We start from the raw sequence: 26766 nt of genomic DNA on the forward strand, positions 1-26766 counted from the left end.
CTTCCCATCTTTTCATTTTCAGATTACTTTAACCCCTCTAATGCTTTTAAATCTTTATCATATTCCTCTTCAGGCAGACGGACATACCCTACCTCTTCAGATAAATCACCAGCATTTTCAATTGCAAACTTAACATAGTCGAAAACTTCTGGTTTTTTCACTGATTCATTTTTCACGTAAGTGAATAATGGTCGAGATAATGGTGCATATTCACCTGACTCAATTGTTTCATTTGTCGGTTCTACAGGACCATTGCCACCATCGATTGGGACAACCTTTAGCTTATCTTTATTTTCTAAATAGTAGGCGTACCCAAAATAACCAATTGCATTTTTGTCACCAGTAACACCTTGAACTAAAACATTATCATCTTCAGATAATGTTGCTTTTTCGACAACAGGTTTTTCATCTAAAATTACTTCATCAAAATAATCAAATGTTCCAGAATCTGTACCAGGGGAATAAAATTTAATTTCTTCTGCTGGCCAGCCTTCACGAATATCAGACCATTTTTTTACTTTCCCATCTTCAATCCACATTTTCTTTAATTCATCAATTGTAAGGTGATCAACCCAAGTATTATCTTTATTTATAACCACCGATAGACCATCAAAAGCTAATCTTAATTCAGTGTATTCAATACCTTTTTCTTCAAGTTGTGCTTTTTCTTCTTCTTTAATTGGACGTGAAGCATTACTCAAATCTGTTTCACCAGCGATAAATGCTTTAAAACCACCACCTGTACCAGATAATCCTACTGAAACTTTTACATCTGGTTGAACCATTTGATATTCTTCGGATACAGCTTCCATAATTGGATATACAGTCGATGATCCGTCAATTTTGATTTCTCCTGAAAGTTGCTTATTATCTTCGCCAGCACCTGTGCTTTTTCCTGCTTCCTCTGCTCCACATGCTGCTGAGAAAACTAGCACGCCACCCATCATTGCAGTTAGTGCTAAATTTTTTAAGCTTTTCATTCGTTGATTCCCCCTAAGGATTTTGGTTGTTTATTTTGTCCTACACTTAGATCATAACGACCCACTGTTAACCTGGTTTTAATCGTTTGTAAAGGTTTTGTAAATATGAATAAACAGTGGATTTAACTGATTGTCTTAAATTGGATCTATTGGTATTTTGTACAAATACAAGAAAAAAACCCGTCTTTTTCGACGGGTTTACTGATTTTCATTATTATTTTCATTATTGTTCTCTTCAGAACTAGTTGCTGAATCAGGTCGTTCCACTTTATAAGTAGAATTTTCCTTTTGAGTATTTTCTTCCATCCTTTTCTTTTTTAGATTGAAGTAAGTATCTAACACTCTTCGACCGATATCATTGTTTGCGTGATGCCCCTCCTTAGCGTTATATGCCCATGGGACTAATACCGCCATAGCAACTTCTGGATTATCATGGGGAGCATATCCAACAAGACTTAGATTCATCACTTCTGGTGGTTTTTGGCCTCTTGCCTTAAATTTTGCCATTTCAGGTCCATCATATTGTGCTTGAGCTGTCCCCGTTTTTCCTGCTGGATGGTATGTGGCAGAACTAAATGCACCATAGGCGGTTCCACCTGGCATTTGCATCACGCGTCTAAATCCCTCTTGTACTCGCTCAATCCATTCTTGTTTTGCGTCAATATGATTTAATATCGTTGGTTTTATTTCTTCAACAATTGGACCGAGCTCATTATTATTTAATAATGGCTCCCGAATCTCCTTAACAATATGCGGCTGAACTCGGTAACCTCCATTGGCAATCGTTGAAACATATTGGGCTAATTGCATTGGTGTGTACGTATCATATTGGCCTATTGATAAATCTAGTAAGAAACCAGGTAATTTTTCAGTTCCTTTGAAGCCGACCATTTCATTTGGTAAGTCTAAACCTGTTCTTACACCCAAGCCATATTGACTAAAAGCGTTGCGTATATCTTCAAATGCATGAGTATTTTTAAAATAAATTGGTTGATTATATTGATAATTCCCTTTTCCAATATCTATAGCCGTTTTAAACATATAAACGTTGGAAGATACTTGTAAAGCTCTAATATCATTTACAGATCCAAAGTTCTTCCATGAAGATTTCTTAGGAGTCCCTTTAATTTGTATCGGCGCATCATAATGCGAGTCACCAGGATGAAGAGCACCGGTTTGATAGCCAGTTAAAACCGTGGCACCTTTAACAGCAGATCCCGCATTATACGAAGTCGTAAAGGTTCCATAAGCAAAATCTAACATTTCTTGTTTACCTGTCTCTTCATTCTTCGCAATTTGTTTTCCAGCAAGCGTTAAAATTTCGCCTGTATGTGGATCCATTACAACAACAAAAGCTCGGTCTAATAATTCGGTATTTCGCTCCCTTTTAGCATCCAGTAACTCTTCTTCGATAATCTTTTCTACAGCAAGCTGTAAATCCATATCAACAGTTAGTACTAAGTCCTTACCCCTTTTTCCTTCAGATACAACAATCGTATCTAGAACATTACCTGCTTTGTCCGTTTTATTCTTTACTTTAGCTTTTTGGCCGTGTAGTACATCCTCATATTGCTGTTCAATATAACTTAAGCCAACACGATCATTTCGGCTATAGTCTCTTGCCAAATAATAATCTAATCTTTCACTAGGCAATCCTTTATCAGACGAAGAAACCTTGCCTAGTATTGTTTTTAAAGTATTACCAAAGGTGTAAGCCCTTTCCCAATCTGTAGTCGTATCAACACCAGGCAGGTACTGTAAGTTTTCGCTCACAATAGCAAACTCTTCAGGGGTTACATTTTTATTCTTTACAATTTGTGGTGTTAAGGCATAACCACTATTAAATTCTTGGAAGATAGCTCGGATCTCCAAGTCCTTCTTTGTAAGCTCTTTTAATTCTTCTTCCGTTATCCGTTCTAACTGCAGTTTATAAAGATCTTTATTGGTCAATTTTTTTTCAGCGAATTTAGTCCATTCCGATTTTGTAATTTTTTCTTTTGCCCGGACAGGGTTCTTCATAATCCAATAATCTTTTTTATCCCGCTCTCGGACCTTATCCGTGTCCTTTTCGATGAGGGCAGCAAGTCGTTCTGCTACCTCCAGCATTTCTTCTTGATTTGTTCCTTGGTATTTCGTATAAGTAATCGCATTTTCAGGAGTATTATCAACGATTATTTGTCCATTTCGATCAAACATCTTTCCTCTAGGCACTGGATTATTTACTGTAATATCCTCTGTCCGTTCAATCTCTCTTTTAAAATCATCACCATAAACAATTTGGACAACGCCTAAACGTAAAATGAGTAATGAAAACAATACGAAAACAATGAAGAAAAGTATGTTCAGGCGTAAAGGAACATGAGTTTTCTTCTTTTTCTTCTGATTAACCACTAGGTCACACTTCCTTTAATTTAACATCCTTTTACTATTGTATAAGATACAGTTTTTTTTTTCTATGAGAAACACTTCCCAAATAAAAAAAGCGTAAGTGACTTGATTAGCCCCGATAAAGAAGACTGGTCGATTGGCGAGAGTAGCGAAGCCAGAGACCTAGTCGCACTTATGCAAACCGTTCTTTGGTTTGCCAAGCAAATGCTTCGAAACCCATCGTACTTTGACTTTTGGGTTTCGAACATTTGACCTCGAGGTTGACAAAGTCGCGACATCCTTTCGCATTGTCGGAACTAGTACTTCCTGTACGTCGGGGCTAGGCACTGGAGCTGGACAATGTAAAAAAGAAGGGAAATAACCCTCCTTTTTATGAAATAGATAATTTAATTTTTCTAACAAAGAAATAAATACAAGTATGACCGGCGCCAAGTATTAACAAAAGTGTGGGAATACTTGTTTTTTCATTAAAAAAAGTCACTGCAATAATAAAGGAAATTACTGAAACAGCTCGACCAAGATTTAAAAATAATTCCCTAACAACAATATATTCAATTCTCATTTCGCTTGCTTTCCAACCAGATCCAATGATGTCATACGTCATAGACATGTACGGAACAAGTAAAATCGGATAAGCAATGGCAATGACGCTTGCATAAATTAATAATTTTAGAAAGGTCACGTCAAATGCAATTAAGAAAATCGCAATGTATAGTAGACATCCTCCAATAAAGATGGATTTCTTGCGATATTCCTTTTTAATAAATCTTGAGGCTGCATAATAAGCGATAAATGCAATACCTGAATTTAATAAGCCATATGTACCAAGAGCTAGTTCACTACCAGTGGATATAAATACTAGTACAGAAATAACAAATAGAAAGGTCCCTTCCCTTAGCCCCTGGAAAAAGTGTGCATCTGTTATTAAACGCCAATTTTTATTATGCTTACGTTCCTTTATAATTCGTACAAATGAGAATTTCCCGACAGCGGAACGTCGCTTTAATGAAAAGCTAAAAAAAACAGCAAGCGTGAAAAGGGCTAATGATATCCCAAAAACGATTGTATAGCCAGTAAATCGTTCGAGCTTGGAAATGACGAATCCAGCAACAATAGGGCCAATCATACCTCCAGCAGATGATAAAATTCCTAAAAATCCATTAAAGAAATCTCTTGTTTCTGGTTCAGTAATCTCAAATGTTAAAACATTGAAGGCTAACCAATAAAATCCATACCCAATTCCTAAAACACTTCCTAGTAAAATTAAGAAAGAAGAAGCATTTTCCCCAATCCATAATACTAATAAATAGAAAAAGGCTAGGAAAATAACTCCGATTCGTAAAACAATAACGCGGTCAACCTTTTTCGCCCATCTTCCTGCTAAAATGAAAGTAAGAGGTTGTAGAACAACTACAGATAAATTGTAAATTCCTAAATCTAGAAACTCGCCTGTTTGCTTCCATAAATAAATATTTACAAATGTATTGGATAAAGCAACACTTAAGGAATATAAACCACCAATTAGAAGTAATAGCGTTAAATCTCTTGTTAATTCAACTTCTCCAATAATTCTTTTCCATTTCGACATATGTAAACTCCCCTTTTGTCGTTAGAAGTAGTGTTTACCAATGTGAGATGATTATTATTGGAAGAACTTTACATCCATTCTTATTTCAAATTTAAACTAAAAAAGAAGCAAGCGGCTAAACCCGCTTGCTTCTAAAAATTATTATTTTGCACTTTGGAAACGTTTTGATACTTCATCCCAATTTACAACGTTCCAGAAAGTTGTGATGTAATCTGGACGACGATTTTGGAATTTCAAATAATAAGCATGTTCCCAAACATCAAGACCAAGGATTGGTGTTTTACCTTCCATTACTGGAGAATCTTGATTAGGTGTGCTTGTTACTTCTAACTCACCATTGTTTACAGCTAACCAAGCCCAGCCTGAACCGAAACGAGTTGTAGCTGCTTTAGCAAACTCTTCTTTAAAGCTTTCAAAGCTGCCGAACTTATTATTGATAGCGTCTGCTAATTCACCAGTTGGGGCACCGCCACCATTAGGAGAAAGAATTTGCCAAAATAATGTGTGGTTTGCATGACCCCCACCATTATTTCTAACTGCCATACGAGCAGCCTCAGGAACAGCATCTAAATTTGCAATAACTTCTTCAACAGATTTAGAAAGAAGCTCTTCGTTTCCAGCTAATGCATTGTTTAAATTCGTTACATATGCATTGTGGTGTTTGGAATGATGAATATTCATCGTTTCCTTATCGATATGTGGTTCTAATGCATCATAAGCATACGGTAATTGTGGTAATTCAAATGCCATGTTTTTCTTCCTCCTTAAATTATGTATTGTTTTACTTTAGAATAGTTACATCAATAGAGATTGAAATATTTCTAAAGCACTTTAGCTTAGATTACCAAACTTAGGCAAACGTTTCAAATATAACGCTCATAAAAAAGCAGAAGCGCCTTGATAGCTGAACAAACTAACAAAGTTACCATTCCCCATTTAAAATAATTAATTCCTTACTTTTTATGATAGAATAACCTAGTAGTTGAAGAATTTTATCCAAGGATGTGTCTACAAAGAAATGAATTTATTTAATCAATTTATTAAAAGTCTATATTCTCCTAAAGACATTGCAAAATTCCGCTTCCAAGGTATAGGAAAAACAATCTTATACGTTTTTTTCCTTTCATTCCTATCATTGATACCTTCTGCTTATTACTTTTCAGCAGCAATCGTAAATGGGCTAGAAGTAACTAAAAATACCTTTGAGAATGAGGTTCCCACTTTTGTCATTAAAGATGGGCAGTTATCACTAGATAGCAAAACCCCTGTCACTATTGAAAAAGATGATTTTAATATCATTCTTGATTCAACTGGATCACTTCAAGCAGATGATATTGGAGACAGTGAGAATGCAATTGCATTATTAAAAAATGAATTTGTATTCGCAGCAGGAGGACAAGTACAAACCTATAATTATGCTCTGTTTTCAGACATGAAATTAGCAAATAAAGATATTGTGTCATTCATTCATTCTATGGATAACTTAAAAATGATCTTCTTGCCAATTCTGATTTTAGTTATGTATATTTTTTCAAGTGGATTGAAATTTATCGGTATCTCCATTTATGCTGCAGTTGGTATTTTCCTAGCAAAACTATTACAAAAAAATGTTCCTTATCGCCAACTATGGCGAATGGCTGCTTACAGCGTTACCATACCAACGATATTCTTTGCTATTATGGTCGCTCTTCAAACCACAGTACCAAATGGTTTCCTTATAAATTGGTTAGTGTCAATTATGGTATTGATGTTAGCACTTAAAGAAATACCTGTTAAAAAACAAAAATAACAACGTGCATATGCACGTTGTTATTTTTAAATTTTGAATTCATTAGTCTGCTCCATAAGTGTATTCGCAAGATGATTTAACTTTTTTCCAGCATGATGACTAGTAATTATTTTTTCAGATTGTTCTTGTGAAACAGAAATCATTTGTAAAGTATTAACAAGTGTTTCTTGGGAAATGGATACAAAGTATTCAGTACTTTCTTCCATATGTGGAAAATTCAAAGCAAGCTCCTTCACTTCTACTAATACTTTTTCTATATTCTCAGTTACATTCGTCATTTCCTTCAATAAAAAGTCGAATGACTGTTTACTAACGTTTGCTTGACTAATATGTTCTTTCATATAAGAACTCATTTTATCGAAATCTGTAGATACCATTATAGAGATTTTTTCCATTTCTTCGATAGAATTCACAATTTTTTCCGCAGATTTAGTGGATTGCTCGGCAAGTTTTCTCACTTCATTCGCTACTACTGCAAAACCTTTTCCACTTTCCCCTGCACGGGCTGCTTCAATGGTGGCATTTAAAGCTAACAATTTCGTTTGACTTGAAAGGTCCTTGATAAAAGAGACAATATTTGAAATTGTGGAAGTATGATTTTTTACTTGTTGAATCGAACCTGCTAAAATACCCATTTCATATTCTAATTTACCAATAGAAGAAACTAAATCAGACACACCTTTTTCACCATTTATAGCAGACTGGTTCATAGAGGATGTTTTCATTGTTATTTCGTCCATTTGCGAATGAATGGTATCGATAGATCCTTTCATTTTTTGAAATAATTGAATGGTCTGTTCCGAGCCTCCTGCAGTTTCCTCTGCTCCTATTTTCACAACCTGTAATGATTGTAATAAACGTTCGTTTTCCTGAATGGTTTCGCCCGATATGTAAATCAATTCCTGTCCAGTAGAGGACAATTGCTCAGAAGTCAATGCGATATTCTTTAATAATCCTGTCATTTGTTTTACCATCATTTGAAAACCACTTACTAGAGAAGAGATTTCAGGTATGGAAGTTTTCACTTTTGATGTGTCCATTAAATTCCCCTTTTGAATTTCCTTCATCACTACCATTAGTGATCTTAATGGTCTTGTAATGCTTTCAATAAAGAAAATACTTATTATTGATGAGGTAATAAGACTAATGAGCATTACCATCCATATAAATTCCCGTATTTGATATATAGGCTGTAAATAACTATCCTCATCAATGACAATAGCATATATTCCTTTCATTTCTTGTATAGAATGGAAGGCTATCGTGTATTCCTTCTTATCTATTTTTTCATGTAAGATTCCATTCTCTATTTTATTCATTTTTTCAATTACCTTTTTATCAAAACGAATGGTTGAATTTACATTTATGTCGAAAGGGTGTGCATCTTTTTTATCAAATAAGAAAAAATCGCTCTTTAAACCATCTTTGGCAAGCTCCAAATCCTGCTGCTTGATGATTTTATTCATTTCTTTTTTATATTTATCATCATTTCCTACAAAAAGGAGCATAGCATTTTGTGACATGTTGTAAACTGTTTTTACTTCTCGATCAAGCCTTTGCTCCATAAGAAGCTTCGTTGTTTTTAAGGATTTATCGTATGAAAAATATCCAACGATAGCGACCGATAAAAAAAGGAGCAAAAGAATTAAAGATAATAACCGAACTTTAAGTGAAATCTTATGTATAAACTGGATTTTCATCTGTTCTCCTCCCTCGTACACTCCCTATTATTGTGACGAATAAATATTAAGCAGATATTAATCCTATGTAAATTTTCCTCTGAACACTTATTTAAGTTCTAATGAATAACTTAGCTGCATACATATGGGACAAACGTTCTAAGGAGAGTTTGTCCCATGAAAAAATTATTTGGAGCACTCATCATTCTACTTGTATGCTATATTGTATTTTTTGATTTAACACATGGAACTCTTCCTACAGTAAACGAGGAAATCGAGTCGACTATGGCTGTAGAAGCGTCTGGAAATCCTTTTTTTGAAGAAAAGGTTATGGCTGGGGATACTGTCTTAACCATTATCGAAAGAAAACTAAACACTCAGATTCCCGTATCTATTGATAAAATTGTGACCGACTTTGTAAAGTTAAATAACGGCATCTATCCGGAGAAAATACAAATCGGAAAAACATATCGATTCCCTGATTACTCCAATTAGGGCATCTATCTTGTCAATTTTATGGTTTCACTGATAAAATAGTTGTATTGCCTATTTGGTATTTGAATTCGAACTTTTAAAGGAGCGAAAACTCTTGAAGGAAATCATCCATCGCACAAAAACACGTCCCGTTAAAGTTGGGAATTTAACGATTGGTGGAAATAATGAATTAGTGATTCAAAGTATGACAACAACAAAGACACATGATGTGGAAGCAACCGTTGCTGAAATTAAACGACTAGAGGAAGCGGGTTGCCAAATTGTTCGTGTAGCTTGTCCCGATGAACGAGCAGCCAATGCTATTTCTGAAATTAAAAAAAGAATTAATATTCCTTTAGTGGTTGATATCCATTTTGATTATAAATTAGCCTTAAAAGCGATTGAAGGTGGAGCCGATAAAATTCGAATTAATCCCGGAAATATCGGTAAACGTGAAAAGGTAGAAGCTGTTGTAAATGCAGCAAAAGCAAAGGGAATACCGATTCGAATCGGTGTGAATGCGGGTTCACTAGAAAAAAGAATCCTTGAGAAGTATGGTTACCCAACTGCCGACGGTATGGTTGAAAGTGCCCTGCATCACATCAAAATATTAGAAGATCTAGATTTTCATGATATTATTGTATCGATGAAGGCATCGGATGTGAACTTAGCTATCGAAGCATATGATAAAGCATCTAGAGCCTTTGATTATCCTTTACACCTAGGAATTACCGAGTCAGGTACTTTATTTTCAGGCACTGTGAAAAGCGCTGCAGGACTCGGAGCAATCCTTAATAAAGGGATTGGTAATACTTTAAGAATTTCATTAAGTGCTGATCCTGTGGAAGAAGTTAAGGTAGCTCGTGAATTATTAAAGGTATTCGGATTATCTTCAAATGCAGCAACATTGATTTCCTGTCCTACATGTGGTCGAATTGAAATTGATTTAATTTCCATCGCCAATGAAGTCGAAGAATATATCCAAAAAATAAAAGCACCAATTAAAATAGCTGTTCTAGGTTGTGCAGTAAATGGTCCTGGTGAAGCTCGAGAAGCTGATATTGGTATTGCTGGTGCTAGAGGGGAAGGCTTACTTTTCCGTAAAGGAGAAATTGTTCGTAAAGTCCCTGAAGCTACAATGGTTGAAGAATTGAAAAAAGAAATTGATGCGATTGCAGAAGAATATTTTATAAACAAACAAAAAGAAGAACAAAAAATTTAATTATAATAAAAGCGCAAGCGCCTTGATCAGCCCCGACAAGCAAATGCTTCGCCAGCCGGAAAGTCGTTCTTTGACTTTTTGACTGGCGAACATTTGACCTCGAGGGGCTAGGCGCTGGAGCTGGACAATTTTCGATGTCCGAAAATGTTATTATTTCTTATCTTTTTAAAAAGGCTGCTCCAATTGGAACAGCCTTTTTATCTGTTATAGGGTATCCACACTTCCTTATCTAAAAGAAAGGGACAATAAAGATACCAATAATAATCGATAATGCTCCCAAACCAATTGCCCAGTTCCCAAGTCCCTCTGAACCTTTTCGACGAGCAATGAAACCTAAAACAATCCCAGCAGCCCCAAATAGTACAGGGAGGACAAATAAAGACAAAATGGATAGGATAATGGCCGCAAAACCAATTCCTCTTCCACCTGATACTTCCCTATCATTGCCCCGAACACGTCCATGGTCAATTCTTATCGGCGCTGCTATTTCAGCAGAGGTTTCTTCCAAATGATCATGATCACCTATCTCGCCTCGATAACGAAGATGATCTTCTTCGAAATTTCGCTCTTGATCTGTCAAGTTGATCCCTCGCTTTCAATTTTAGGAGCATTAATATTGTTTACTTAGGAAATCCATTTCATTATGTTAATGTTTACCTCTTATGTGACAAATTTTTTCTTATGCTAAAATTTTCTTTTTAAACACTTTTTATTCTAGAAACGTTTTGTTAAGATAAATTCTAATGCAGTTAAAGTTAGGAGAATCCGTCTATGAAAAAAAGATTCGGTATTGATATTGATGGAACTGTTACATGTCCATCCTCCCTTATTCCTTTTATTAATGATGCCTTTAAATTAAATCTAACATTGGCTGATGTAAAACAATATGAGTTGACACCACTTGTCAATGTCCCGGAACAGGAATTTGCCGAGTGGTTCACTAAGACAGAACCGGCCATTTATAACGGATCACCGTTAGCTGAAGGAGCAAAAGATGTACTGTTCGATTGGGCTCGGGAACACGAATTATATTTTATTAGTGCCCGTGGTAATCATTTATTAGACATTACTGAAAAATGGTTCAAGAAACATGAAATTCCATTTCATCATATAGAATTAATTGGTACCCATCATAAAATTGAAGCAGCTAAAGATCACAAAGTAGATATTTTTTTAGAAGATAAACATGACAATGCTGTAATGATATCTGAGCAATGCCAAATTCCTGTATTATTATTTGATACTCCTTATAATCAGGATCCCATTCCCTCATCCGTTATTCGTGTGAATAATTGGCTGGAAGCAGCCACGTGGGTTAAGAAATGGTTAGAAGATGACAAAGAGGTTCGTTCATAATGAACGAACCTCTTTATTTTAAAAAACGCATTCCGGACAGCGACCATAGATTTCAAATTTATGACCTGATACATCATATCCCTTTAAATCTTCATTCAATCCATCCATCGGGCATACACCAATTTGTTTCGTTTTCCCGCACTCTAAACAAATAAAATGGTGATGATGATGATTGTGTGAGCAGGTGAAACGGAAATGCTTTTCCCCTGATAATTCTGTCATCTCGATAATCCCTAACTCTACAAATAATGATAAATTACGGTAAATCGTATCAAAACTTAAGCCAGGATAGGCTTCTTTTAATTGTTCTAATACATCTTTTGCCGTTAAATACTTATTACGGTTAGCAAATAGTTCAAGCATTTCTTCTCTTTTTCCTGTATGCTTATAGCCATTATTTTTTAATATTTCTAAGGCTGTTTCAATATTCATTGTTCATCACCTCATTTTCCCGCATTAATGATTCTAAATCTTCTTAACATGATTGCTATGACTAATATGATCACTGCAATCATAACAATCGTCCCACCTGGTGCAAGATCTAAATAATAAGATGAAGTCAGACCGCCTAATACGGACAGTTCTCCAAAAACAATCGAATAAAAAATCGTCTGTTTAAACCCTTTAGCAATACGAATACTTGCCGCAACAGGTAATGTCATTAGTGAAGAAACCAGTAAAATTCCAACGATTCTCATTGAAGCCGCTATGACCAAGGCGACCAAAATGATGAAAATAAAATGAACCGATTTTGCAGCGATCCCGGAAGCTTTCGCATGTTCTTCATCAAAGGAAAGTAAAAATAATTCTTTATACAATAAAATTATAAGAGCAATAACTAAAATACTGATTATAAAAATAATGAGTAAATCCATTCGGCTTACTGCACTAACACTACCAAATAAATAGCTAAATAAATCTGTATTAAAACCGTCCGCTAAGGAAATAAAAATTACTCCAAGACCTATACCTCCTGAAAGGATAATAGGAATAGCTAATTCTTGATAATGTTTATACACACTTCTTAATTTTTCAATAAATAATGACCCAACAACGGAAAAGGTCATTCCTAAATAAAGAGGGTTTAGACCAGAAAAGATTGAAAATTTCTTAGTCAGTAATAAACTTGCTGCAATACCAGCTAAAGTGACATGACTTAAAGCATCTGCAATAAGTGAAAGTCTTCTTACGACGATAAATACACCAATTAATGGTGCTACAAGCCCAATCAACATTCCAGTCAGAAAGGCATTTTGTAAAAATTCATATTGAAGTAATCCGGATATCATTTCGTGTTTCCTCCATGGTGATGATGATCATGTGAAAGAATATGGATATCATGTCCATAGAACATAGACATTTCATCATTTTGAAAATTTTCATATTCCTTTGCTTCACCGTGAAAATGTAAATTTTTATTTAAGCATGCGACATGGGTAACCTTATCCGAAATAGCGCTAATATCATGTGTGACAAGAAGTAAAGTGATTCCCCACTTTTTATTTAAATTTTCTAACATCTCGTAAAAATGCTTTACATTTTTTGCATCGACCCCTACTGTTGGCTCATCTAAAATTAGTAATTCTGGATTACTTACTAAGGATCTTGCAATAAATACTCTTTGTTGTTGACCACCTGAAAGCTCTCCAATATTTCGATTCATAAATGGCATCATATCAACAGAATCAATCGCATCCATTATTTTTTGTTTATCCTCTTTTTTTAGAAATCGAAATAATCCAAGTCGTTTTGTCAGGCCACTTGCTACTACTTCAAAAACGGTGGCCGGAAAACCAGAATTAAAGGAATTTGCTTTTTGTGAGACGTAACCGACTTTTTGCCAATCTTTAAATTTGTCAATTTCCTCACCAAATAAAAGAATTTTCCCTTTTAGTGGTTTCAAAAGATTCAATAATAGTTTTATGAGAGTGGATTTTCCCGAACCATTTGGACCAACAATGGCAAGAAACGCTCCTTTTGGGATCGATAAATGGATATCCTCAAGAACTAGTTCACTTTCATATTTATATGAAACATGGTCTATTTCGACAATGGTTTTTTTTAATTTCAACTATATCACCTTACTTAATTAAGAATCATTCCGATTTAACATTCTGTAGTATACCTTAATTATTCATCATTTGTAAAGTTTATAAACCGGTTCTTCTTTTGTCACAATCTTCTAAAAGGAAGCATAGGCTAATAAAGGAGGGGTGATAAACATGAAGATTTTCGAAAACATCATAAACCATAAAATAAATACGATAACAACTGAAGAATTATTAAAATATGCCCAGCAATTTCAAGTGAAAATTAGCCGCGAACACGCTAAAAAAATTGCTGATTACTTAAGAAATGAAAAGGTAAATATTTTCGATGATAAAGCAAGATCTACACTAATAAAAGAAATCGCTAGGATTGCCGGCCCTGAGACCGCCAAAGAAGTGAATCGACTTTTTATACAGTTTACGAAGCAATAGATATTTGGAAAGGGAAAAGCACTAATGCTTTTCCCTCTATTTATTAAATAAGTATAAATTTTTTCGACTTCGGAAATTTTCCAGCGCAAGCGTCCTAGCCCCGACGTACAGGATGTACAAGTGTCGACAATGCAACAGGACGTCGTCGCGTTCTTGTCGACCTCGAGCTCAAATGTTCGCCACCCAAAAAGTCAAAGAACGACTTTCCGGGTGGCGAATCATTTGCTTGGCAAACCAAAGAACGGTTTGCATAAGTGCGACTAGGTCTCTGGCTTCGCTACTCTCGCCAATCGACCAGTCTTCTTTATCGGGGCTGATCAAGGCGCTTCCGCTTTTCTTATTAAACTTATTGAAAAATCAAATCTCTAAAATTTTCTTCAAATTGTTGTTTTCTTAACATGTCGATTTCATGTTTGTATGGTGGTTTTTGGTTGTTCTTATCTTCACCAACATATGGTGTTTCGAGAATTTTCGGAACGTTTATTAATTGCGGGTGATGAACAATATGATTCAAAGCTTTAAAGCCAATATGACCGAAGCCGATATTTTCATGTCGATCCTTTCGCATCCCACGTGCATTTTTACTATCGTTAACATGAATGACTTTTAAACGGTTTATACCGATGATCTTATCGAATTCATTTAAAACTCCATCAAAATCATCAACAATATCATAGCCTGCATCATGTGTATGACAAGTGTCAAAACAAATCGAGATTTTATCGTTGTAAACAACACCATCGATAATCATGGCAAGCTCCTCAAAAGATTTTCCACATTCGGATCCCTTTCCTGCCATTGTTTCAAGAGCAATTTGCACTTTATCATGACTAGTAAGTACTTCATTTAATCCTTCGACAATCTTCTTTATTCCTTCTTCTGTTCCAGCACCAACATGTGCACCGGGATGAAGAACGATTTGCGAAGCTCCAAGTGCTTCCGTCCGGTCAATCTCTGAACGAAGAAAATTAACTCCAAGTTCAAAAGTACTTGGGTTAGTCGTATTCCCAATATTAATGATATAAGGAGCATGAACAATTATTTCATCAATTCCATTTAGCTCCATATGCTTTCGTCCAGCTTCAATATTTAAATCCTCAATTTTTTTTCTGCGTGTATTTTGTGGTGCACCTGTATAGATCATAAAGGTATTTGCCCCGTATGACACTGCCTCTTCACTAGCTGCTAAGAGCATCTTACTTCCACTCATCGAAACGTGTGAACCGATTTTCAACATGATTTAATCTCCCCTTGTATAAGCTAAGCATTAGAAATTTTCTAGATGCAGCTGCTTATTTACTTCTTTTTCTTTTGGATTCTTCTTTCCCGCTTTTTAATTTTGTCTACTTCCCACTGCATTTTCTTCTTATAGCCTGGTTTCACTTTATTCGGTTTTTGAACCATGCTGCGTGCCTTTTCATCGATTTTATCGACTTGCTTCTCGCGCTTTTTACGCTTATTACGGTCCTCCAAATCGATCCATTCACCTTTTTGGATATCAACAGAATGAAATTCAATTCCCATTTTTTCAAGACGTGCTAAAGCATCTTCATCCGATGTCTCATATATTGTTAAGGCAGTCCCTGAAAATCCTGCACGTGCTGTACGCCCAACCCGGTGAATATAAAAATCTAAATCTGTTGGGAGTTCAAAGTTAATGATATGACTGACCCCTTCAATATCAATTCCACGTGCCGCTAGATCCGTTGCTACGATAAATTGAAATTCAAGATTTTGAATTTGCTTCATCATTTTTTTACGGTCTCGTGGACTTAAATCTCCATGAATTCTTCCTACTTTTAACCCTTTTACTAGCAGGGCATCAGCAACTTCATCTGCTTTTTTCTTTGTATTCGTAAAAACAATAGCTAAGTATGGGTTATACAGCTTTAACGCTTCAAAGGTTAAAACTACTTTATTACGATGTCTTGTAGGTAAAAGCACATGTGTTAAGTTTGAAGCGGAAACCTGTTTTGGTTCTATATGAACATATCTTGGATTCTCCATATATTTTTTCAAAAAAGGTTTAAGTTTTTCTGGAATGGTCGCAGAAAAAACATACATTTCAAGATTTTCTGGCATTTTAGCAGCAATTTTGTCAACATCGACGATAAAGCCCATGTCTAACATGAGGTCAGCCTCATCGACTACTAAAATATTAGCAGTGTGAACAAAAAGAGCCTGTTCTTTTACTAAATCATTAATTCTTGAAGGTGTACCTACTACGATATGTGGTTGTACTTTTAATTTTTCAATGGAACGAGCTTTGTCTGTCCCACCAATATAACAGCGTGCAACAATTGTTTCTTCTTCAGAAGCATTTTCAGTTACTTTAAGAATTTGGTGATAAATTTGATTTGCTAATTCCCTAGTTGGCGCTGTAATTACTGCTTGTACTTGCTGTTTACTAGGATCAATTTTTTGTAAAATCGGTAGTACATACGCTAGGGTTTTCCCTGTCCCGGTCTGAGATTGCCCAATAGCACTTTCACCCTTTAAAACAATAGGAATCATTTTCTCTTGGATTTCTGTTGGTTGATTGAAGCCAAATCCTTCAACAGCATTTATTAAAAAATTCTTTAGATTATACGTTCGAAATTTTGATTCGGTCATTTTATTAACTCCTAGGTTATCCTTATTTTTGGTTCATCTTGTAATTATAATAAAGTTTGAAAGAAATCTCCACCTATCTCACTGTTTTCCAGTGATTATTGATTTTTATGTAATTTATAGGACACTTCTTTCTTTTTTACTAAAGCAAAACGAATATAATTGCATATTTTAATATGTAGGAACTATTTCTGTTATTTTCCTATTAGATAGGTATTATTCAAAAGGAGGGTATTAGGATGCCAATACCACTTAGGCCGAATACTCCAATGCAACACGGATATGGGCCAAGGATGATGCCACCTAGATTTCCGGGTGGAATGCATCGAATGCAAGGTATGCCAATGGCAGGATTTAATCCAACTCCTCAAAGGGGAGGATTCCCGCCTGGCATGGGTAGGAATCAAGGCAATAAAGGTGGAGGATTGCTAGCCAAAATTCTAGGACGTAATAAACAGCCACAAGGAGGATTTCAAGGGTCTCTAGCTCCCATGAGTCGTTCAGCACCTAGTAATACAGGAGGACTATTAAGAACCATCACAAACCCAGAAGCTCTAAATGGATTACTAAATAATACACAAAGTGTTCTAAAAACAGCTCAGCAATTTGGACCTGTCATTCAGCAATTTCAACAATATGTCCCTCTTGTCAAAAATTTACCAAGTTTATGGAAACTTTATCGTGGGTTTAAAGACGCAACAAGTGAGGACACGGAAACAAACTCTAGTCACTCAGAGTCTATTGATGTTGAGAGTAGTGATGTCAAAGAATCGCACGAAGACAAAATCGAATCGAAAGAAAAAACATCCCGTCATTCCCTCGAACGAATCGAAAGAAAAGGATCAAAAGAACACCATTCCATCCCGAAACTATATATATAATAAGGGTGCTAAAATGCGCTCTTATTTTTTTTGAATATTAGTACTACCTGATATGTGATTTCTTCCTTTGTAATCTTCTAATAGGTTTTATATAATATAGACGTAGATTAAGAGTATAAGAACGGGAGGATACACAAATGGATGTATTGAAAATTTCTCCACGCGGTTACTGCTATGGCGTTGTTGACGCAATGGTTATTGCACGAAATGCTTCATTAGATAAATCATTACCGAGACCAATCTATATTTTAGGAATGATCGTTCATAATAAACATGTTACAGATGCTTTTGAACAGGAAGGGATCATTACTCTAGATGGGAATGATCGAAAAGAAATACTAGATAAAGTAGATAAGGGGACAGTTATCTTTACTGCCCATGGAATTTCTCCTGAAGTTCGCGAGCTTGCCAAGTTAAAAGGGCTCGTAACGATTGATGCTACATGTCCTGATGTGACGAAAACACATCTTTTAATTGAAGAAAAAGTCGGTGATGGCTTTGAAATCATTTATATTGGAAAAAAAGGACATCCAGAGCCTGAAGGTGCCGTTGGTGTCGCACCAGGTAAAGTTCATTTAGTAGAGACGGAACAAGATGTAGAGAAGTTAACGATCAATCATGAAAAGTTAATTGTTACGAATCAAACAACGATGAGTCAATGGGATGTAGCGCACGTGATGCAGAAGGTACAAGAAAAGTTCCCACATGTAGAAATACACAAAGAGATATGTATGGCTACTCAAGTTCGTCAAGAAGCAGTTGCCGAACAAGCCACTGATGCAGATGTATTAATAGTTGTCGGTGATCCAAAGAGTAATAACTCTAATCGACTTGCTCAAGTATCGGAAGAAATCGCAGGAACTACAGCTTATCGTATCGCCGATGTCACTGAACTCGATATTAAATGGATCAAGGATGCTAACACTGTTGCAGTCACTTCAGGAGCATCGACACCAACTCCTATTACAAAAGAGGTCATTAGTTTCTTAGAACAGTTTGATCCTAACAATGAAAACACCTGGACAACGGAGAAAAAGGTTCCTTTAAACAGAATACTTCCAAAAGTAAAAAATATAGATTAAAAAAGAACGAGGGCTATCCCTCGTTTCTTTTTTAACAAGATTAGAAAGTATAACATTTTCGGACTTCGAAAATTGTCCAGCGCAAGCGTCCTAGCCCCGACGTACAGGATGTACTAGTGTCGACAATGCGACAGGATGTCGCGTTTTTGTTGACCTCGAGGTCAACTGTTCGCCAGCCAAAAAGTCAAAGAACGACTTTCCGGCTGGCGAAGCATTTGCTTGTCGGGGCTGATCAAGGCGCCCCGCGCTTTTCTTACACAAATTGAAAAGGATCTGTATCAATTTCTGAAGGAAAAACATTGATCTCATACTCTCTTTCTAAAAACGCTTGAGTTAATGTTTTTGCAACACCCTTTTTCATTACCTTTTCAATATTATGTCCAGGATCAATAACATTAAGACCTTGTGCTGCCGCATCATGGGCAGTATGATAATAAAAATCACCTGTCACATACACATCAGCACCTTTATAAATGGCATTCGGAAAGTATTTATTTCCATCTCCACCTAAAACAGCAACTTTCTTAACTTTTGCATCTAAGTCTCCCACCACACGAACCTTTTTCACTTCCAGAGCTGTTTTTAATACTTCTACAAAATCTCTTAGTGATATTTCATCTACATACCCTACTCTTCCTAGACCAAGGGTTTCTCCTTTATTGTCTAGACGGTAGAGATCGTATGCTACTTCCTCATATGGATGGGCTTTTATCATTGCACTTAATACTTTCTTTTCCAAATGCTCTGGATAAATGGTTTCAATTTTTACTTCTTCAACATCTTCTAAACGACCCGATTCACCTACATACGGTTTTGCATGTTCTCCAGGTAAAAATCTACCTGTTCCATTAGAAGTAAAGCTACAATATTTATAATTTCCAATGGAACCAGCACCCACTTTACCTATTGCTTCTCTTACCAAATGTTCATGCGTTTTAGGAACAAAAACAGCTAATTTCTTTAATCCTATTTCAAAGGTCGGAACTAATACTTCTGCATCCTTTAAACCAAGTGCCTCAGCCAGAAGATCATTTACCCCTCCAACAGCAACGTCTAAATTTGTATGGGCAGCGTATACGGCAATATCATGCTTAATAAGCTTTTCAATCAGACGACCTGTAGGATTGTCTGCCGTAATTTTAGCGAGTGGCCGAAAAATGGGTGGGTGGTGGGCGATGATTAATTGAACATCTTTTTGTATTGCTTCATCCACCACTTCTTCCAAAACATCTAAGGCAATCATGACATTTTGGACTTTACGATTTAAGTTTCCAATTTGAAGGCCAATTTTATCTCCTTCCATCGCCAAATTTTTAGGTGAAAAGCTTTCAAATACTTGAATCACCTCATACCCATTCACCGTTTTCATTTTTCCAATACCTCCTCTACCATTTTGATTTTTGCTTTTAATTCTGTCATTTTCCCCATGTTTTCTACCGTTTGACTTGCACTCAAAAGTTGGGTCATAATTTTTTCCCAATTTCTTTTTTCATCCAGCCATTTTTTTATAAACACTTCATTTCTTCTTTTCAATAAAAATGGTCCCAATAGTAATCCTTTATGTAATTCCATTTGATATGGCTTTTGGGAATTGCCTCTTTCCGCAACTAGTACCTCGTAAATTTTTCCATCTTCTTCAATAATTTCTTCTTCGACTAATTCCCAATCATTTTGAATAAGCCACTGACGTATCGAAATTGCACTAATATTTGGTTGTAAAATAAGCCTCTTTACATTTACTAGTTTTTCTTTCCCGGCTTCTAATATATTTGAAATGAGCGTGCCACCCATACCTGCGATGGTGATACAATCCACCTCACCGGGCTGAATCACCTCTAATCCATTCCCTTTACGTACAGAGACCCTGTTCGTTAACTCCTCGTCCTTAACTTGGCGTAAGGCAGACTGGTATGGACCTTCAACTACTTCACCTGCAATGGCAAAAGGAACAATCCCTTTTTTCACGGCATAACAAGGTAAATAAGCATGGTCTGAGCCAATATCTGCTAGATTGTAGCCCTTCGGAATAAAATTTACTACTAGTTGAAGTCGCGCTGATAATTTTTCTGTATTCATATATACCACACCAATCATTATTTCTATTACTTTTCTTAGTATAAGAAAAGTCCTTTGCTTATGCAAAGGACTTTTCAAAAACAATTATTTTAACGTTGTTAACCATTCGGCCATAGCATCTTCATTACCTGCTACTAATCCACCTGGCATACCACCAGGTGTACCGTTTGTTAAGATTTCTTTAATTTCGTCTTTTGTTTTTTTGTCGCCAATTCCTTTTAATGCAGGACCCATTCCGCCTTGGTAAGCATCACCATGGCAACCGATACAAGTGGATTTATACGTATCCTCTGGAGTCGCAGAAGCAACATCTTCAGTCTTTTCTTTTCCACCTTCAGCATCCTTAGCGATTTCTTCATGATCACCTAATCCTTTAAAAGATAGGAAAAACATGAGTCCGATACCAAAGACCATGATTAAAACAAATGGCATAATCGGATTACGATTCATTACATTACCTCCCTATGTAGAACTTCTTAATGTTATTGTGTACAAACAATTACTATTTTACTTTAAAAAAGTAGGAAGGGAAAGTCTTTATGAAAACTTTATATTAGAAATATATTTTTTTTGAAAATTAGCAACCAATTTCACGAGAAATGACCATTCTTTGAACTTCTGAGGTACCTTCACCAATTTCTAATAATTTTGCATCTCTCATAAATCTTTCAACATGGTAATCCTTCATGTATCCGTATCCTCCATGGATTTGAACAGCTTGGCTTGTCACTTCCATACAAATTTCAGATGCATAAAGTTTACACATTGATGCTTCTTTAGAAAACTTTCTTCCTTGATCTTTAAGCCATGCTGCTTTATATACCATCGTTCTAGCTAGCTCAATTTTAAGAGCCATATCAGCTAATTTAAATTGGATTGCTTGAAATTGTGAAAGTGATCGCCCAAATTGTTTTCTTTCCTTCGCATATTGTAATGCCTTTTCATAAGCCGCTTGTGCAATACCTACCGCCATCGCACCAATTCCAATACGACCACCATCAAGTGTAATAAGGAATTGTTTAAATCCTTCTCCTCTTTTTCCAAGAAGATTTTCTGAAGGTACATGAACATCTTCAAGTACAAGTTCTGTTGTATTCGAGGCATTTAAGCCCATTTTTTCATAATTATCGATAATTTTAAAGCCTTTTGCATCTGTTGGTACGATAATCGCACTAATTTCTTTATTTCCATCCTTTTGATCAGTGATAGCTGTTAAGGCTAAGTGTTTTGCGTAGCTAGCATTTGTAATAAAGCATTTACTACCATTAACCACATATTCTCCATCTTTTAGGACTGCTGTTGTTTGCGTTCCTCCAGCATCGGATCCAGCATTTGGTTCTGTCAATCCGAATGCACCAAACGATTCCCCAGAACAAATAGGGGCTAAATATTTTTCTTTTTGCTCCTTCGTACCGAATAGATTTAGTGGTGCTCCTCCTAAAGAAATATGAGCAGAGTATGTAATACCTGTTGAGCCACAAGCCCGACTTAATTCTTCAACAACGATCGCAAAGCTTACTGTATCAGCTCCACCTCCGCCATACTCTTCAGGGAATGGTAAACCCATCATTCCCATTTCTGCTAACTTACGAAAAGGCTCTATTGGAAATTCTTTTGTTTTATCGCGATCATAGGCACCAGGTGCTACTTCAGCATCGGCAAACTCCCTAATCATTTTTCGTATCATTTCTTGTTCGCTAGTTAAATCAAAATTCATTTTCATCCCCCTCAAATGTATGCGCTTACTATACTATTATAAAAGGGATTTAGTAATTTTCTCAACATTTAAAAACTTTTAAATATATTTTATTATACAAAAATAGAAATAATAATCGTAGATAGTCCCAATAAGCCTGAAATAGTAAAATAAATAAGTTTAAATTTAACCCCTGTAGCAACCCACATTAAACAGTTCAGAATTAGGGATATATATAGGAACAGCGTATTATTAGGATATGTATGAGAAACGATTTGAATGGTTGCTAATAGAAAAACAAGCGCTGAAAAAACAAATGACAGGTGAGACAATATTCCTTTTTTGAAAAAGTATTTAATTAAAATAATGCCGCACAACAAATAAAATAAATAAATGCTGATTTGCAATATGAAAGATAATTCAGTAAAATAAATGACAAATACAGAAGCAATTGCCATTAAAAACAAGCTAATAGACCAATTCCCTTGTTTTTTGCTTTTCAATTCCGTTCCTGGATGATTCCCTTCGGAATAAAGCGTCAATAAAAAATTGCAATAATGTTCTGGTAACAATGAACTCTCTTTCCAGTATTCAATTTCTTTTATAATGATTTTTTTTCTTTGAACGTCCATAATTTCTCCTAAGTACAAAATGCGTTAGAGGCTTGTTCAGCCCCGACAAGCAAATGCTTCGACACCTGGAAAGTCGTTATTTGACTTTTCGGGTGGCGAACATTTGACCTCGAGGGGCTAGCCTCTGGAGCTGGATCACGATAAACGAGTCCAGAGTACCCACATATTGTTAATTTTAATTTATTTAGCTAAAAAAAATAGTTTACTTCTATCATAAGAAGTAAACTATTATCTGACAACTGTTTTGTATTCTATTCTAAAAAGTCTTTTAGTCGTTTACTACGACTTGGATGTCTTAACTTTCGCAGTGCTTTTGCTTCTATTTGACGAATACGCTCTCTCGTAACTCCGAACACTTTACCAACTTCTTCAAGGGTACGTGTGCGACCGTCATCTAAGCCAAAACGAAGACGCAGTACGTTTTCTTCACGGTCTGTTAAAGTATCTAGAACGTCTTCTAATTGTTCTTTCAGTAACTCATAAGCTGCATGTTCCGATGGAGAAGTGGCATCTTGGTCTTCAATAAAATCACCAAGATGTGAATCATCTTCTTCACCAATTGGTGTTTCAAGTGATACAGGTTCTTGAGCTATTTTTAAAATTTCTCTCACTTTATCAGGTGTTAAGTCCATATCTTCAGCTATCTCTTCTGGAGATGGTTCTCGACCTAAATCTTGTAATAATTGTCTTTGGACCCTAATTAATTTGTTTATTGTCTCCACCATATGAACAGGGATACGAATCGTTCTTGCTTGGTCGGCAATCGCACGAGTAATAGCCTGACGAATCCACCATGTAGCATACGTACTGAATTTAAATCCTTTTCGAAAATCAAACTTTTCTACAGCTTTAATTAAACCCATATTTCCTTCTTGAATAAGATCCAAAAATAGCATTCCACGGCCAACATAGCGCTTTGCGATACTTACAACAAGTCTTAAGTTCGCTTCAGCTAGACGTCGTTTTGCTTCTTCGTCTCCTTCTTCTATTCGTTCAGCAAGAGAAATCTCTTCTTCACCAGACAGAAGATCAACACGGCCAATTTCTTTCAAATACATCCGAACAGGGTCATTTATTTTTACACCAGGAGGTACACTTAGATCATTTAAATCGAACTCATCATCTTTTGACAACTCTTGAATCTTTGGATCTTCATCTTCATCACTGTCACCAACTAATTCGACCCCTTGGTCACCTAAAAACTCATAAAATTCATCCATCTGATGGGAATCCAACTCAAAAGAAGACATTTTTTCTGCAATATCATCGTAGGCAAGAACACCTGTTTTTTTACCGATCGCTGTTAATTGGTCTTTTATTTGCTCAAGGGACAATTCTGTTTCAACTTCTTTTGAACCAGTTGATTTCTCACTCATATGGCCCCCTCCTTCCAAAATCCTTAGCATCTTACCTTATTTACTTTAATGCTTTTTGCAATTGAATGATTTCCATCCCTATTGCAGCCGCTTTTAAAAAGTCTTTTTGCTTTTCAGCTTCTTTTTTTTCTGCATTCATTTCCTTTATCTTTAACATTTTATGAAAATTCAACACCTGTTTTAAATAATCATTTAATTCTTGAGGTGTAATTTCTAAATTTATGGACATCATTTCAATTTCAACAACTATTCTTTTTAATGTTTCATCTTTTAAATAATTGAGAAAGTCACTCGGATTAGGAGGATTCCCCTCCTCATAATAGCCAATTAGATAAGTCATAATCGCTTGGTGTTCATCAATATTTAAAGTATTTCCTTTAAGAAGATCCTGCACCTGATAAGCGACATCACTATTTCTAATCATATGAGCAAGTAGGCGACGCTCTGCCGTTTGATAGGCAGGTAGCATACTTTTAACACGCTTAGTTGTCGTAACTGATGTTTGTTTAGCTGGAAATTTACTTTGTGTTAAATCGCCATTTTCACTTCGTGATATTGGGCCAAGCTGCTGATTTAAAGCATCTAAGGAATAGGAAAACTCATTTGCTATCTGCCGCAAATAATGATCTCGTTCTACCGCATTATTGAGCTTACGAATTTCCTTTAATACTTCTTCGATATAACGTAAACGATCTCCTTCATCCTGCAAGTTTTTTCCTCTTCGAAAATATCGAAGTTTAAAGGCCATCCATGTTAAAGTCGAACCCATTACTTCTTGACGAAACTTATCAGTTCCATATATTTTGACATAGTCATCAGGATCTAATCCATCTGGAAGTAAGGCTACCTTTGCTAATAAACCAGCTCCAAAGAGCATTGTACCTGCCCGGAAGGCAGCTTCGATACCAGCATGATCAGAGTCATAACAAATCGTTACAGACTGAACAATCTTTTTCAATTGATTTACATGGTCCTCTGTCAATGAGGTTCCCATTGTACCTACACTATTTTCTATACTTGAACGATCTGCTGCAATAACATCTGCAAACCCTTCAAAAAGAATAACGTGGCTTGTTTTACGAATACTTGGTTTTGCCAGATGAAAATTATATAAAATTTTACTTTTATTAAAGATTGCCGTTTCTGGACTATTTAAATATTTTGGCTCATCTTGCCCTAATGATCTTCCTGAAAAGGCAATCGTTTTTCCATGTCGATCAAAAATAGGAAACATGATTCGGTCACGAAAACGATCGAAAGAGCTTCCATCACTTTCACGTTTAATAATTAAACCGGATTTCTCTAATATTTCCGGTGTGAAATTTCTTTTCTGTAGAAACTTAGAAACAAATTCCCATGAATTCAACGCGTAGCCAATTTGAAATTTTTTAATCGATTCCATTGAAAAGCCACGATCTAATAAATACTCTAATGCATGTTGACCCTCTTTTGTATTTACTAACAAATGATGATAAAATTTACGTAACAAATCATGAGCATCAAGTATTTGTTGAACATCATCAGAAACTTTCGTCTCTTTACCTAAAGATGAAGGGTCTACAGAAAGTTCAATATTTCCTTTTTCAGCCAAAATTACAGCTGTTTCAAGAAAAGAATATCCTTCAATATCCATTAAAAAAGAAAATACATTTCCGCCTGCTCCACAACCAAAACAATGGAAAATTTGCTTATCAGGTGAAACGGAAAAAGAAGGAGAGTTCTCACCATGGAAAGGACATAAACCAAAATAGTTACGACCTTGTTTTTTCAGTTGGACATATTCACTAACTATTTCAACAATATCCACTGATTGACGGATTTGATTAATTTTTTCTTCTGCAATTCGTTCCGCCATAAAAACATCTCCATAAGTATTTCGTGATACAAATTTAAATTCCTGCAAAATTCGACAAAATTTTTGTTAATGTTTGAACAAAACAATCTCTGTCTTGTTGGGTGAATGCCTTCGGTCCTTTGCCATAAATCCCTTGTTTTCGAGCTTTTGCAGAAAGAAATCTCAAATCTAAAGCCGTATGAATCGTTTCTTCACTATATAAGGTTCCCCTTGGTGATAAAGCATAAACCCCAAATGGCAAGACCGTCGAGGCTAAACCAATATCCTGAGTCACGACAATGTCGCCTTTTGAAACCTGATTCATTATGTAAAAATCAACGGCTTCTTTATGAGTATCTACATACTTCCATTTAGCACGAACTGGATCTGTTGAAACATGTGCATAGGACGCAACAAACAAACAATTAACAGAAAAAGAATTAGCTATTTCGACAATCTCCATCTTCACCGGACAAGCGTCAGCATCAACAAAAATTGTCGGAATGTCTGTTATATTACTAGTTATTCTACATCACTCCACATTTTCCTTCTTTTAAATTCAACTTTTCAATTATTAACTTTATGTCGAATTTTTTTAAAACCACAGCCTTGACTTCTAACAA

The 26766-nt window shown here is 35.7% G+C and carries 26 protein-coding genes; 7 read left to right on the forward strand and 19 right to left on the reverse strand.

Translation table 11 applies throughout. From position 1 onward, the window contains the following. Window positions 1-23 precede the first annotated feature (23 nt). The 4 genes from ACFSO7_RS19105 to ACFSO7_RS19120 all read right to left on the reverse strand — a co-directional run bounded on the left by ACFSO7_RS19105 (window position 24) and on the right by ACFSO7_RS19120 (window position 5706). Window positions 24-980 (reverse strand): PstS family phosphate ABC transporter substrate-binding protein, encoded by a 957-nt coding sequence (locus ACFSO7_RS19105; RefSeq protein ID WP_377878961.1) that lies wholly within the window; start codon window positions 978-980, stop codon window positions 24-26. A gap of 198 nt (window positions 981-1178) precedes the next feature. Beyond that, window positions 1179-3371 carry a peptidoglycan D,D-transpeptidase FtsI family protein gene (locus ACFSO7_RS19110; RefSeq protein ID WP_377878962.1) on the reverse strand — a complete coding sequence of 731 codons (2193 nt, stop codon included), beginning with the start codon at window positions 3369-3371 and terminating at the stop codon, window positions 1179-1181. A 367-nt stretch (window positions 3372-3738) separates the two neighbouring features. Further along, on the reverse strand, window positions 3739-4956 hold the full coding sequence (locus tag ACFSO7_RS19115) for an MFS transporter (RefSeq protein WP_377878963.1): 1218 nt from the start codon (window positions 4954-4956) through the stop codon (window positions 3739-3741). 141 nt (window positions 4957-5097) lie between these two features. Further along, window positions 5098-5706: a superoxide dismutase gene (locus tag ACFSO7_RS19120; RefSeq protein WP_377878964.1), complete on the reverse strand. Its 609-nt coding sequence runs from the start codon at window positions 5704-5706 to the stop codon at window positions 5098-5100. A gap of 268 nt (window positions 5707-5974) precedes the next feature. Between ACFSO7_RS19120 and ACFSO7_RS19125 the strand changes: the two genes are divergently transcribed. Then, entirely contained in the window at window positions 5975-6745 is a 771-nt protein-coding gene (locus ACFSO7_RS19125) for a DUF1189 domain-containing protein (protein WP_377878965.1), read from the forward strand. 26 nt (window positions 6746-6771) lie between these two features. Here ACFSO7_RS19125 and ACFSO7_RS19130 read toward each other — a convergent pair whose 3' ends face one another. Continuing rightward, the gene (locus ACFSO7_RS19130; RefSeq protein ID WP_377878966.1) at window positions 6772-8445 is read right to left on the reverse strand and encodes a methyl-accepting chemotaxis protein; all 1674 of its coding nucleotides are present in this window, start codon (window positions 8443-8445) and stop codon (window positions 6772-6774) included. Between the two features lie 156 nt (window positions 8446-8601). On the opposite strand from ACFSO7_RS19130, the gene ACFSO7_RS19135 reads away from it, so the two are divergent. Both ACFSO7_RS19135 and ispG read left to right on the forward strand, forming a co-directional pair. After that, complete coding sequence (locus ACFSO7_RS19135) at window positions 8602-8919, forward strand: hypothetical protein (protein WP_377878967.1); 318 nt, start codon at window positions 8602-8604, stop codon at window positions 8917-8919. A gap of 103 nt (window positions 8920-9022) precedes the next feature. After that, window positions 9023-10120, forward strand: coding sequence for a flavodoxin-dependent (E)-4-hydroxy-3-methylbut-2-enyl-diphosphate synthase (gene ispG, locus ACFSO7_RS19140; RefSeq protein WP_377879485.1), 1098 nt, complete (start codon window positions 9023-9025; stop codon window positions 10118-10120). A 229-nt stretch (window positions 10121-10349) separates the two neighbouring features. Here ispG and ACFSO7_RS19145 read toward each other — a convergent pair whose 3' ends face one another. After that, a complete protein-coding gene (locus tag ACFSO7_RS19145; protein ID WP_377879486.1) occupies window positions 10350-10646 on the reverse strand; it encodes a hypothetical protein in 297 nt (98 codons plus the stop codon). Between the two features lie 245 nt (window positions 10647-10891). Between ACFSO7_RS19145 and ACFSO7_RS19150 the strand changes: the two genes are divergently transcribed. After that, a complete protein-coding gene (locus ACFSO7_RS19150; RefSeq protein ID WP_377878968.1) occupies window positions 10892-11476 on the forward strand; it encodes a hypothetical protein in 585 nt (194 codons plus the stop codon). Window positions 11477-11494: 18 nt separating this feature from the next. Here ACFSO7_RS19150 and zur read toward each other — a convergent pair whose 3' ends face one another. From zur to ACFSO7_RS19165, 3 genes are read right to left on the reverse strand one after another with little or no spacing between them, the layout of a single operon-like run. Beyond that, window positions 11495-11908: a zinc uptake transcriptional repressor Zur gene (gene zur / locus ACFSO7_RS19155; protein ID WP_377878969.1), complete on the reverse strand. Its 414-nt coding sequence runs from the start codon at window positions 11906-11908 to the stop codon at window positions 11495-11497. An 11-nt stretch (window positions 11909-11919) separates the two neighbouring features. Next, window positions 11920-12765 (reverse strand): metal ABC transporter permease, encoded by an 846-nt coding sequence (locus ACFSO7_RS19160; RefSeq protein ID WP_377878970.1) that lies wholly within the window; start codon window positions 12763-12765, stop codon window positions 11920-11922. Beyond that, on the reverse strand, window positions 12762-13547 hold the full coding sequence (locus ACFSO7_RS19165) for a metal ABC transporter ATP-binding protein (RefSeq protein ID WP_377878971.1): 786 nt from the start codon (window positions 13545-13547) through the stop codon (window positions 12762-12764). Before ACFSO7_RS19165 ends, ACFSO7_RS19160 begins: the two co-directional genes overlap by 4 nt. A gap of 151 nt (window positions 13548-13698) precedes the next feature. Between ACFSO7_RS19165 and ACFSO7_RS19170 the strand changes: the two genes are divergently transcribed. Next, window positions 13699-13956, forward strand: coding sequence for a DUF2624 domain-containing protein (locus ACFSO7_RS19170; RefSeq protein WP_377878972.1), 258 nt, complete (start codon window positions 13699-13701; stop codon window positions 13954-13956). A 346-nt stretch (window positions 13957-14302) separates the two neighbouring features. Here ACFSO7_RS19170 and ACFSO7_RS19175 read toward each other — a convergent pair whose 3' ends face one another. After that, window positions 14303-15193 (reverse strand): deoxyribonuclease IV, encoded by an 891-nt coding sequence (locus tag ACFSO7_RS19175; RefSeq protein ID WP_377878973.1) that lies wholly within the window; start codon window positions 15191-15193, stop codon window positions 14303-14305. A 59-nt stretch (window positions 15194-15252) separates the two neighbouring features. Continuing rightward, window positions 15253-16569: a DEAD/DEAH box helicase gene (locus ACFSO7_RS19180; protein WP_377878974.1), complete on the reverse strand. Its 1317-nt coding sequence runs from the start codon at window positions 16567-16569 to the stop codon at window positions 15253-15255. Window positions 16570-16805: 236 nt separating this feature from the next. Between ACFSO7_RS19180 and vrrA the strand changes: the two genes are divergently transcribed. Both vrrA and ACFSO7_RS19190 read left to right on the forward strand, forming a co-directional pair. Further along, window positions 16806-17447, forward strand: a complete 642-nt coding sequence (gene vrrA, locus ACFSO7_RS19185) for a VrrA/YqfQ family protein (protein ID WP_377878975.1) — start codon at window positions 16806-16808, stop codon at window positions 17445-17447. A 137-nt stretch (window positions 17448-17584) separates the two neighbouring features. Then, on the forward strand, window positions 17585-18529 hold the full coding sequence (locus ACFSO7_RS19190) for a 4-hydroxy-3-methylbut-2-enyl diphosphate reductase (protein WP_377878976.1): 945 nt from the start codon (window positions 17585-17587) through the stop codon (window positions 18527-18529). Between the two features lie 253 nt (window positions 18530-18782). Here the strand turns inward: ACFSO7_RS19190 and ACFSO7_RS19195 are convergent, their stop codons facing one another. From ACFSO7_RS19195 to ACFSO7_RS19230, 8 genes are all read right to left on the reverse strand, one after another. Further along, window positions 18783-19898: a Nif3-like dinuclear metal center hexameric protein gene (locus tag ACFSO7_RS19195; RefSeq protein WP_377878977.1), complete on the reverse strand. Its 1116-nt coding sequence runs from the start codon at window positions 19896-19898 to the stop codon at window positions 18783-18785. After that, a complete protein-coding gene (locus tag ACFSO7_RS19200) occupies window positions 19895-20605 on the reverse strand; it encodes a tRNA (adenine(22)-N(1))-methyltransferase (RefSeq protein WP_377878978.1) in 711 nt (236 codons plus the stop codon). Before ACFSO7_RS19200 ends, ACFSO7_RS19195 begins: the two co-directional genes overlap by 4 nt. 84 nt (window positions 20606-20689) lie before the next feature. Continuing rightward, window positions 20690-21055 carry a cytochrome c550 gene (gene cccA / locus ACFSO7_RS19205; RefSeq protein WP_377878979.1) on the reverse strand — a complete coding sequence of 122 codons (366 nt, stop codon included), beginning with the start codon at window positions 21053-21055 and terminating at the stop codon, window positions 20690-20692. Window positions 21056-21182: 127 nt separating this feature from the next. Then, the gene (locus tag ACFSO7_RS19210) at window positions 21183-22322 is read right to left on the reverse strand and encodes an acyl-CoA dehydrogenase family protein (protein ID WP_377878980.1); all 1140 of its coding nucleotides are present in this window, start codon (window positions 22320-22322) and stop codon (window positions 21183-21185) included. Window positions 22323-22414: 92 nt separating this feature from the next. Beyond that, on the reverse strand, window positions 22415-22933 hold the full coding sequence (locus ACFSO7_RS19215; protein WP_377878981.1) for a hypothetical protein: 519 nt from the start codon (window positions 22931-22933) through the stop codon (window positions 22415-22417). A 251-nt stretch (window positions 22934-23184) separates the two neighbouring features. Then, window positions 23185-24309 carry an RNA polymerase sigma factor RpoD gene (gene rpoD / locus ACFSO7_RS19220; protein ID WP_377878982.1) on the reverse strand — a complete coding sequence of 375 codons (1125 nt, stop codon included), beginning with the start codon at window positions 24307-24309 and terminating at the stop codon, window positions 23185-23187. Between the two features lie 40 nt (window positions 24310-24349). Further along, window positions 24350-26164 (reverse strand): DNA primase, encoded by a 1815-nt coding sequence (gene dnaG / locus ACFSO7_RS19225; protein ID WP_377878983.1) that lies wholly within the window; start codon window positions 26162-26164, stop codon window positions 24350-24352. A gap of 34 nt (window positions 26165-26198) precedes the next feature. After that, window positions 26199-26657: a YaiI/YqxD family protein gene (locus tag ACFSO7_RS19230; RefSeq protein ID WP_377879487.1), complete on the reverse strand. Its 459-nt coding sequence runs from the start codon at window positions 26655-26657 to the stop codon at window positions 26199-26201. Window positions 26658-26766: the final 109 nt, after the last annotated feature.

This window comes from Bacillus sp. CGMCC 1.16607 (genome assembly GCF_042683745.1).
In the GTDB taxonomy this organism is placed as follows: Bacteria; Bacillota; Bacilli; order Bacillales; family Cytobacillaceae; genus Pseudoneobacillus.